This window comes from Herbiconiux sp. (genome assembly GCF_023264855.1).
Lineage (GTDB): Bacteria > Actinomycetota > Actinomycetes > Actinomycetales > Microbacteriaceae > Herbiconiux.
On the sequence record NZ_JAHFUW010000087.1, the window covers coordinates 1 to 8818 of the forward strand.

8 protein-coding genes and 1 pseudogene are annotated in these 8818 nt (G+C 70.2%); 6 read left to right on the forward strand and 3 right to left on the reverse strand.

The genetic code is table 11. The features are described 5' to 3' along the window. Positions 1-106: 106 nt before the first annotated feature. From Q0D75_RS20665 to Q0D75_RS20680, 4 genes are all read left to right on the forward strand, one after another. A complete protein-coding gene (locus tag Q0D75_RS20665; protein ID WP_291057715.1) occupies positions 107-988 on the forward strand; it encodes an ATP-binding protein in 882 nt (293 codons plus the stop codon). A 137-nt stretch (positions 989-1125) separates the two neighbouring features. After that, a complete protein-coding gene (dprA, locus tag Q0D75_RS20670) occupies positions 1126-2463 on the forward strand; it encodes a DNA-processing protein DprA (protein WP_291057717.1) in 1338 nt (445 codons plus the stop codon). A gap of 59 nt (positions 2464-2522) precedes the next feature. Continuing rightward, the gene (locus tag Q0D75_RS20675; protein WP_291057719.1) at positions 2523-3419 is read left to right on the forward strand and encodes a phosphodiesterase; all 897 of its coding nucleotides are present in this window, start codon (positions 2523-2525) and stop codon (positions 3417-3419) included. 205 nt (positions 3420-3624) lie between these two features. Further along, a complete protein-coding gene (locus Q0D75_RS20680) occupies positions 3625-4545 on the forward strand; it encodes a tyrosine recombinase XerC (protein ID WP_291057722.1) in 921 nt (306 codons plus the stop codon). Positions 4546-4755: 210 nt separating this feature from the next. Here the strand turns inward: Q0D75_RS20680 and Q0D75_RS20685 are convergent, their stop codons facing one another. The 3 genes and pseudogenes from Q0D75_RS20685 to Q0D75_RS20695 all read right to left on the reverse strand — a co-directional run. Beyond that, positions 4756-5160: a VOC family protein gene (locus Q0D75_RS20685; RefSeq protein WP_291057723.1), complete on the reverse strand. Its 405-nt coding sequence runs from the start codon at positions 5158-5160 to the stop codon at positions 4756-4758. A 9-nt stretch (positions 5161-5169) separates the two neighbouring features. Next, positions 5170-5607 carry a helix-turn-helix transcriptional regulator gene (locus Q0D75_RS20690; protein ID WP_291057726.1) on the reverse strand — a complete coding sequence of 146 codons (438 nt, stop codon included), beginning with the start codon at positions 5605-5607 and terminating at the stop codon, positions 5170-5172. A gap of 127 nt (positions 5608-5734) precedes the next feature. Beyond that, positions 5735-6343 (reverse strand): annotated as a pseudogene (locus Q0D75_RS20695) (peptidoglycan DD-metalloendopeptidase family protein); the annotation flags it as partial. Positions 6344-6460: 117 nt separating this feature from the next. Here Q0D75_RS20695 and Q0D75_RS20700 point away from each other — a divergent pair. Both Q0D75_RS20700 and rpsB read left to right on the forward strand, forming a co-directional pair. After that, positions 6461-8017, forward strand: coding sequence for a sugar porter family MFS transporter (locus Q0D75_RS20700; RefSeq protein ID WP_291057728.1), 1557 nt, complete (start codon positions 6461-6463; stop codon positions 8015-8017). Between the two features lie 202 nt (positions 8018-8219). Continuing rightward, positions 8220-8818 (forward strand): 30S ribosomal protein S2 (rpsB, locus tag Q0D75_RS20705; protein ID WP_291057730.1); only part of this gene is annotated, 599 nt, incomplete at its 3' end.

The following is an 8818-nucleotide window of genomic DNA, read 5'->3' on the forward strand; positions in this document are numbered from 1 at the left end:
TGAAGACGTGATTCCTTGTGCACTCCATGATGAATCATCATGCAGTGATCACACTAGCTGTTTACTGGTTGTGCTGGAACTGCAGTGGGCCACCTGTAACACGTTGATGCCGTCTGCACCGGGAGCGGGCAAGACGATGCTGGCGCAGCGACTGCCGGCCTTGCTGCCCGACCTCGGGCCCGAGGAGTCGCTCGAGGTGACGTCGCTGTCGTCGCTCGCCGGCCGCACGCTGTCCGGGCTGATCTCGAGGCCGCCGATGGAGAGCCCTCACCACACCACGTCGGCAGCGGCGCTGGTGGGTGGTGGATCCAAACTCATCCGGCCGGGAGCCGCGGCGCGGGCCGCTCACGGGGTGCTCTTCCTCGACGAGGCGCCGGAGTTCCCGAGCTCCGTTCTCGACACGCTCCGGCAGCCGCTCGAGTCGGGAACGATCACGGTGCACCGGGCGAACGCGGTGGCGCACTTCCCCGGACGGTTCCAGTTGGTGCTGGCGGCGAACCCGTGTCCGTGCGGTCAGTACGGCACCTCCGACATCGTCTGCGTCTGCACCCCGATGAACCGGCGGCGTTATCTCGGGCGGCTCTCCGGGCCCTTGCTCGACCGGATCGATCTCCAGCTGCGGGTCAACAGGGTCACGGCGGGAGCGATCCGGGTCGGTGCCGACGAACCCTCCGGTGTCACCACGGCCCAGGCCCGGGCCCGGGTCGAGGGGGCTCGGGCGGTCGCCGGTGCCCGGTTGGCGTCCACACCCTGGAAGACCAACGCCGAAGTGCCGGGGTCGTGGTTCCGAGACGGCCGGCGGCGACTGCCCGGCGCGACCACGGCGTCGATCGATCGCGCGCTCGAACGCGGAACGATCACGATGCGCGGCTACGACCGCGTGCTGAGAGTCGCCTGGACCCTCGCCGACCTCGACGGCGGCGACTCGGCTCCCACCCGCGAACACGTCGGCTGGGCGCTCTTCCTCCGCAAGTCGGTGAACGCATGATGATCCACCAGCTCGATCGGAACGTCGTCCGTGAACTCGTGACCGCCGTTGTAGATCTCCCGAGGGATGGGGAGCGGCACGACGCTGGCGGATCTGCCGCAGCAGACCGCCCGCCCGCTTCCGACCAGGTCTCGGCGGTGGCAGCAGGTGACGACGCAGCGGTCTCCCGGCTGTTCGCCACGGCGAGCTGGTCGACGATCGCCGAACCGGGCGACGGCGTGGCCGGTGCGGTCATCGCGGCCCTCGGTGCCGATCGTGCTCTCTCGATGCTGCTCGAGGGCCGGCCCGCGAAAGCGTGGTTCGAGCTGCTCGAGAATCCGCGCGCGGTCGAGCCGCACGATCACGACCCGGGCATGTCGTCGGAGGGCCGTGCCGGGCGGAGTGATGCCGGGATGAGCGATGGCGGCGGGAACGATGCCGGTATCAGCGAGGCGGTCGACTCTGGCCACGGCGAGCGCGGCGGGCTCGACGGTTCGAGCCCAGTCACGCGCACCGACCTGGCGGCCGCGCTCGAGCGCTGGAGGCCGCGCCTGTCGTCACGCCTTGTGGTCGAGGCTCTGCGGGGCGCGAAACGGTGTGGTGCACGGATGCTGGTGCCGGGAGATCCGGGGTGGCCGCGGGGCTTCGCCGATCTCGGCGACCACGCCCCTCTCGCGCTGTGGGTGCGGGGCTCGGTCTCGGCGCTCGATCGGCGGGGTGGTTCGATTGCCGTGGTCGGGTCGCGCGATGCCACGTCCTACGGTGAACACGTCGCGATGGACCTCGGCGCCGGTCTCAGCGACCGCGGTTTCACGGTCGTCTCGGGGGCGGCCTACGGCATCGACGGCATGGCCCATCGCGCCAGTCTGGCGAGTCGTGGCATCACGGTCGCCTACCTGGCCGGCGGGGTCGACCGCCTCTACCCGGCGGCCCACCACGATCTGCTGTTGCGGATCGCGGCCACCGGGGCGGTCGTCTCGGAACTGCCCTGCGGATCGGCGCCCACGAAATGGAGGTTCCTGCAACGCAATCGGCTCATCGCCGCGGCGAGCGACGCCACGGTGGTGGTGGAGGCCGGCAAGCGCTCCGGATCGCTGAACACGGCGGGGCATGCCGCGGCTCTCGGCCGGCCGATCGGTGCGGTGCCGGGGCCGGTCACCAGCGTCAGCTCTGCGGGCTGCCATCGTCTGCTGCGTGACTACGACGCCGTGTGCGTCACCTCCGCGGCCGACGTCGTCGAACTCGTCCTCGGTTCGGCCGCCCCACTCGCAGCCGGTTCCACGGGCCGAGGGACGGGCGCCGATCCCGTGGAGGGTCCCGCGCGGGATCCGGATGCGACCCGGCTGCTCGACGCCCTCAGCCGCAGAACGCCGCGCAGCGTGGCCGAGCTCGCGCGCCTCAGCGGGATGTCCGGGCGAACTGTGGCGGCCACGCTCGGGTTGCTCGCCGTGGAGAACGGGGTGCGGGAGGAGGTGGCCGGGTGGCTGCGCACCTGATCCGGGTCTGTTCACCCGGTGGCCGCTCGCCGTAGGGGAGGGTCTGGAAGACTGGGGTCATGTCCCAGTACGGCGAGCCCCTTCACACGATCATCCACATCAGCGACACCCATTTCCTCGCCGGCGAGCGGCCGCTCTACGGGGCCGTCGACACGGATGCGACGCTCACGCAGGCGCTGCGTCAGCTGGAGGCGTCGGGGATCCGGCCTGAGCTTCTCGTGTTCACGGGAGACATCGCGGATCTCGGCGAAGACGACGCCTACCGCCGCATCCGGGGCATCGTCGAGCCGGCGGCCGAGCGGCTCGGGGCACAGGTGCTGTGGGTGATGGGCAACCACGACGACCGGGCGCGGCTGCGCGCGGAGCTTCTCGACCAGGCGCCGGGCACCGCGCCGGTCGACTCGAGCATCCGGCTCGGCGGGCTTCGGGTAATCGCGCTGGACACGAGTGTTCCGGGGTATCACCACGGTGAGCTCTCCGAAGACCAGCTGGCCTGGCTGCGCGCCGAACTCGCACAGCCGGCACCCGAGGGCACGATCATCGCCCTGCACCACCCGCCGATCCCGACGACGATCCCGCTGATGCCCATCCTCGAGCTGCAGCGGCAGCACGAACTGGCGGCGGCGATCGCGGGAACGGATGTGCGCGGTGTGATCGGGGGACACCTGCATTACTCCACCCACAGCACCTTCGCGGGGGTGCCCGTCTCGGTGGCGGCAGCCACCTGCTACACGATGGATGTCGCGGCCGAACGCGGGCGTCTGACCGGTGTCGGCGGAGGGCAGTCGTTCTCGATCGTGCATGTCTACGACGATCGGATCGTGCACTCCATCGTGCCGATCGGCGACTTCCCGGTGGTCTCGGGCTTCGACAACGCTTTCGTCGACCGCGTGTACGCCCTCCCCGAAGACGAGCAGCGCGAGGCGTTCTCGCGGCAGGTTCCCCCCAGCGCCTGAGCGCGATCGGGAGTGCCCGCGGGAGCGCTGAGCGGCGTGACCCGACGGCACCTCACCGTTGCGGCTCGGCCGGCCTGTCGATCGGATCGGCCCGCCGTCAATGGGGCGAGCAGGCCGGCCCGGCGTCAGCGGGGTGAGGGAGCGGATCGGCCCGGCGTCAGCGGGGCGGGGGAGCGCACGAGCGATGGCGCGGCATGCTGGTGGGATGGAGATCTCGGCGGCTCGGGAGGAGTACGAGCGCTACCTGCGTCTGGAGCGCGGGTACTCGGCGCACACGGTGCGTTCCTACGGGTCCGACCTCGCCGATCTCGAGCGGTTCGCCGGCCTGCGCGGTGTGACCGGGGTCGGCGGGCTCGACCTGGAGCTGTACCGGGACTGGCTGTGGGAGGCCTCGCAGCGCGAGCTCGCCAAGGCCACGCTCGCCCGCCGGTCGGCTTCGGCGAAAGCCTTCTCGGCGTGGCTTCGGCGCAGCGGGCACGTCGAGCTCGACGCGGCCGTGAGGTTGCGGGCCCCGAAGCCGGAGCGCACGCTGCCCCGAGTGCTCTCGAACGACTCGATGTCGGGCGTGCTCGATGTGCTGCAGGCGCGTGCCGCCGAGGGCGATCCGATCACGTTGCGCGATCTCGCAGTCGTGGAGATGCTCTACGCCTCGGCGTTGCGCGTCTCCGAGCTGGTCGGCATCGACCTCGACGACCTCGACCTCGACCGCCGCACCGTGCGCGTCGTGGGCAAGGGGGCCAAGGAGCGGATCGTGCCCTTCGGGCAGCCCGCCGCCCTCGCCCTCGCCGACTACCTCGCCCGAAGCCGGTCGTCGCTGATCGCTCGCCAAGACGGCGGCCGCACGCAGACCCGCGCCCTGTTCGTGGGGGTCCGCGGTGGGCGGCTGGGGACGCGGTCGGTGTACCAACTCGTCGCACGACTGCTGGAGAGCGTTCCGGGGAGCGGGCCGGCCGGGCCGCACGCCCTCCGGCACACCGCCGCCACCCACCTGCTCGATGGAGGGGCCGATCTGCGCGCGGTGCAGGAGATGCTCGGCCACGCGAGCCTCGGCACCACCCAGATCTACACGCATGTCACGGTCGAACGCCTGCGCGCCTCGTATCAGGCGGCACACCCGCGAGCCTGAGGCCCGTCGCTCGGCTTCCCGCACGCTCGGCCTCTCGACCGCTCGCGCATGCCCGCCGATGCGAGTCGTCGGGCCTGCGGACGTGACCCGCCGAGCCTGCGGACGTGACCCGCCGAGCCTCTGGATGTGCTCCGACGTGCCTGTGGATGCGAGTCGTCGGGCCTGGTGACGCGAGCCGCCGCGTCCGCCGGCGAGCGCTCGAACGACGGCTCAGGCCTGGCTGATGCGCACCATGTTTCCGGCCGGGTCGCGGAATGCGGCGTCGCGCACACCCCAGTGCTGGTTCGTGGGCTCCTGGATGATCTCGGCGTTGCCGGCGGCGCGCACCTTCTCGAAGGTGGCGTCGAGGTCGTCGGTGCGGAAGAGCGGGCCGGGCAGCTCGCCCTTCGCGAGGAGGGCTGCGATCGCCTCGCCGTCCTCCTTCGAGTGGCCGGCCTGCGGCTGCGAGAGCACGACCTCGATCTCAGGCTGCGAGGGGGTCGAGAGCGTGATCCAGCGGAACCCGTCGTTCTCCACCTCGTAGCGGAGCTCGAGGCCGAGCGTGTCGCGGTAGAAGGCGAGCGCCGCATCGGGATCGTCGACGAGGACGTGAACGTGGCTGAGTGAGATTGTCATGGCACGACGCTATTGGGTGAGGGCGCCGAGCGCTTCTTCGTTTCTGCTCGATCGGCGGGGACGGCCCAGCACCATCGCTGCACAGCTGGGCACCACGGCGAAGTCGTCGTGCGATCGGGCGCGGTACGCGCTCGGGGTCTCGCCGACGATCTCGGTGAAGCGCGAGCTGAACGATCCGAGGCTCGTACAGCCCACCGCGAAGCACACGTCGCTCACACTCAGGTCGCCCCGGCGGAGCAGGGCCTTCGCGCGCTCGATGCGCCGCGTCATCAAGTGCGCGTAAGGGGTCTCGCCGTAAGCCTCGCGGAAGCGGCGGCTGAAGTGCGCGGTCGACATCAGGGCCCGGCGGGCGAGCACCGGCACGTTCAGCGGCTCGGCGTACTCGCGGTCCATCAGGTCGCGGGCCCGGCGCAGTCGCCGCAGCTCGTCGAGATCCGGGGATGCCATGCCCCCATTGTGCACCCGGCGAACCGGCCACGGCCGGGCCGGCCCGCATCGGCAGGGATGCCGGCACCGCCGGCGGCAGGAGCACCGCCCGCGGCACCCCATCGATGAGCAACCGCGGATTGACGTACTCGCCCTCCTGCCGCACGCCCAGATGCACGCATCCGGAGCCGCAATGACCGCCCGATGCCATCACCCCGAGCTGTTCGCCGGCCGCCACCGACTGCCCCACGGCCACCGACGCCTGCACCGGCTCGATGCTCGAGCGATACCCGCCGACGTGCTCGATCGCCACCAGGGGGCGGGTGCCCACCACACCCGCGAACACGACCACACCGGCGCTCATCGCCATCACCGGGCTGCCGGGAATCGCCGCGAGATCACTGCCGCGATGCCCCGCGGCGTAGTGCGTCACCGGTGCCCGGTACTCGGCCGTCACCGAGACCGGTTCCGCCACAGGCCACTGCCACCGCGCGCGATCGGCCGCACCCTCAGAACCGGGGCCGGCCGCAGCCGCCGGGCCGGCGACCACCAGCGCCACCACGACGAGTAGGGCCGCCGCCACCCCGCCGGGCGCCCCCGTCACCGCCATCGCCCGCACCGCCGTCGCTGAAAGCCCGCACCCGCACCGCCACCCCCATCGCCCGGACCCCCGTCGCTGTGAGCCCGCACCCGCACCGCCGCCGCCGCCCCACCGCCACCGCCGAAATGCGTTCATGGAGAACACTCTCGGCGGCATCCGGAGGGCCGAACGAAACACCGGCACGATTGTGCAGAATCCGTGCCAGGATCGGAGATGTGGAGAAGTGGACACGCACGCCCCTCTCCCGGCACGATCGGCACGAAGGAGTCCGAAATGACATCCACTGACCCCGGATCCGGATCGACGCCCGCACGGGCCGCCGGCACGAACGCCTCCTCGCCGGGAGCGGCCGACGACCACCAGAGCTCCAAGCGTCTGCGTCGAAAGGTCATCTCCCTCTCGATCGCCGCGGCCCTCGGCGGCTTCCTCTTCGGCTTCGACTCCTCGGTGATCAACGGCGCCGTCAAGGCGATCGACGAAGACTTCGCCCTCGGCGACCTGCCGCTGCTCTCCGGCTTCGTCGTGGCCGTCGCCCTGCTCGGCTGCGCCGTGGGCGCCTACTTCGCCGGCCGCATCGCCGACCGGATCGGCCGCATCCCGGTGATGCTGATCGGCGCCGGCCTCTTCCTCATCTCCTCGATCGGATCCGGCTTCGCCTTCGCCGTCTGGGATCTCATCGCCTGGCGCTTCATCGGCGGCCTCGGCATCGGCATCGCGAGTGTGATCGCCCCGGCCTACATCGCCGAGATCGCACCGAAGGCCGTGCGCGGCGCCCTCGCCAGCCTGCAGCAGCTGGCCATCACCCTCGGTATCTTCGCCGCCCTGCTCAGCGACACCCTCCTGCAGGGCGCGGCCGGCGGCGCGAACGAGCCGCTCTGGTTCGGCCAAGACGCCTGGCGCTGGATGTTCATCGCCTGCGCCGTGCCCGCCATCGTCTACGGCCTGCTCGCCTGGCGCCTGCCCGAGAGCCCGCGCTACCTCGCCGGCAAGGGCAAGCAGAAGGATGCGCACGACGTGCTCGCCAGCGTGATGCCCGCGAACGAGGTCGACAACGCCCTCAAAGAGATCGAAGACGGCATCAAGTTCGACCGGGAGAACGCCCGCACGGCGAGCCTGCGCGGCAAGATGTTCGGCCTGCTCCCCGTGGTCTGGGTGGGCATCCTGCTGTCGATGTTCCAGCAGCTGGTGGGCATCAACGTCATCTTCTACTACTCCACGAGCCTGTGGAGCTCGGTCGGCTTCGACACCACCAACTCCAGCACGAGCTTCACCATTTCGGTCGTGACGAGCATCATCAACGTGGCCGTCACCTTCGTGGCCATCTTCTTCGTCGACAAGATCGGCCGCCGGCCCCTGCTGCTCACCGGATCGGCCGGCATGGTGGTGTCGCTCGGCTTGATGGCCGTCGCCTTCTCGCAGGCCGTGGTGACGGATGGCGGCACCCCGCAGCTGCCCGGCGCCTGGGGCCCGCTGGCCCTCGTGGGTGCGAACCTCTTCGTCATCTTCTTCGGCGCCACCTGGGGCCCGATCGTCTGGGTGCTGCTCGGCGAGATCTTCCCCAACCGGATCCGCGGCAAGGCGTTGGGCATCGCGGCCGCGGCGCAGTGGCTCACCAACTTCGCCATCACCGAGACCTTCCCGGCACTGTCGAGCTTCTCGCTGGCCTTCACCTACGGGCTCTACACGTTCTTCGCCCTGGTGAGCTTCTTCTTCGTGTTCTTCGCGGTGCCGGAGACCAAGGGCCGGTCGCTGGAGAGCATGGACGACCTGAAAGTGGTGCGCGGTCAGGCCGCGCGCGACGCGAAGGCCGAGCGTCTCGCGCGCACGTAGCGTCCCGACGCAGCCCCGTAACACGGGTGGTATAGTTCTCGGAGCACCCCGCTCGTCGGGGTGACTTCGCGTGCCCATCAGGCCGCCGCATCCACTCGGTCCCTCGTAGAGTCCATTCTCTGCCAGAGAGCCGGATGCGCGCCGGGCACCAGGCTCCGCGGCCATCGTCGCGGAAGACAACCGAGAACAAAGGAGAACGGCCATGGCCGTCGTCACCATCCGCCAGCTGCTGGACAGCGGCGTTCACTTCGGGCACCAGACCCGCCGTTGGAACCCGAAGATGAAGCGATTCATCTTCACCGAGCGTTCCGGCATCTACATCATCGACCTGCAGCAGTCGCTGGGCTACATCGACAAGGCCTACGACTTCGTCAAGGAGACGGTCGCCCACGGCGGCACCATCCTCTTCGTCGGCACGAAGAAGCAGGCGCAGGAGTCCATCGCCGAGCAGGCGACCCGCGTGGGCCAGCCCTACGTGAACCAGCGCTGGCTCGGTGGCCTCCTCACCAACTTCCAGACTGTCTCCAAGCGCCTCGCGCGCATGAAGGAGCTCGAGGAGCTCGACTTCGAGGACACCGCCAAGAGCGGTTTCACGAAGAAGGAACTGCTCATCAAGAAGCGCGAGCTCGACAAGCTGCACAAGTCGCTCGGCGGAATCCGCAACCTCACCAAGACGCCGTCGGCGCTGTGGGTCGTGGACACCAAGAAGGAGCACCTCGCGATCGACGAGGCCAAGAAGCTGGGCATCCCGGTCATCGGCATCCTCGACACCAACTGCGACCCCGACGAGGTCACCTACCC

What these genes read in the sequence shown, in the direction of transcription:
- Q0D75_RS20680 (WP_291057722.1), top strand. Translation starts at nt 3,625, where the DNA reads ATGGAGATCTCGGCGGCTCGGGAGGAGTACGAGCGCTACCTGCGTCTG.
- Q0D75_RS20665 (WP_291057715.1), top strand. Translation starts at nt 107, where the DNA reads ATGCCGTCTGCACCGGGAGCGGGCAAGACGATGCTGGCGCAGCGACTG.
- Q0D75_RS20700 (WP_291057728.1), top strand. Translation starts at nt 6,461, where the DNA reads ATGACATCCACTGACCCCGGATCCGGATCGACGCCCGCACGGGCCGCC.
- Q0D75_RS20675 (WP_291057719.1), top strand. Translation starts at nt 2,523, where the DNA reads ATGTCCCAGTACGGCGAGCCCCTTCACACGATCATCCACATCAGCGAC.
- Q0D75_RS20685 (WP_291057723.1), bottom strand. Translation starts at nt 5,160, where the DNA reads ATGACAATCTCACTCAGCCACGTTCACGTCCTCGTCGACGATCCCGAT.
- Q0D75_RS20690 (WP_291057726.1), bottom strand. Translation starts at nt 5,607, where the DNA reads ATGGCATCCCCGGATCTCGACGAGCTGCGGCGACTGCGCCGGGCCCGC.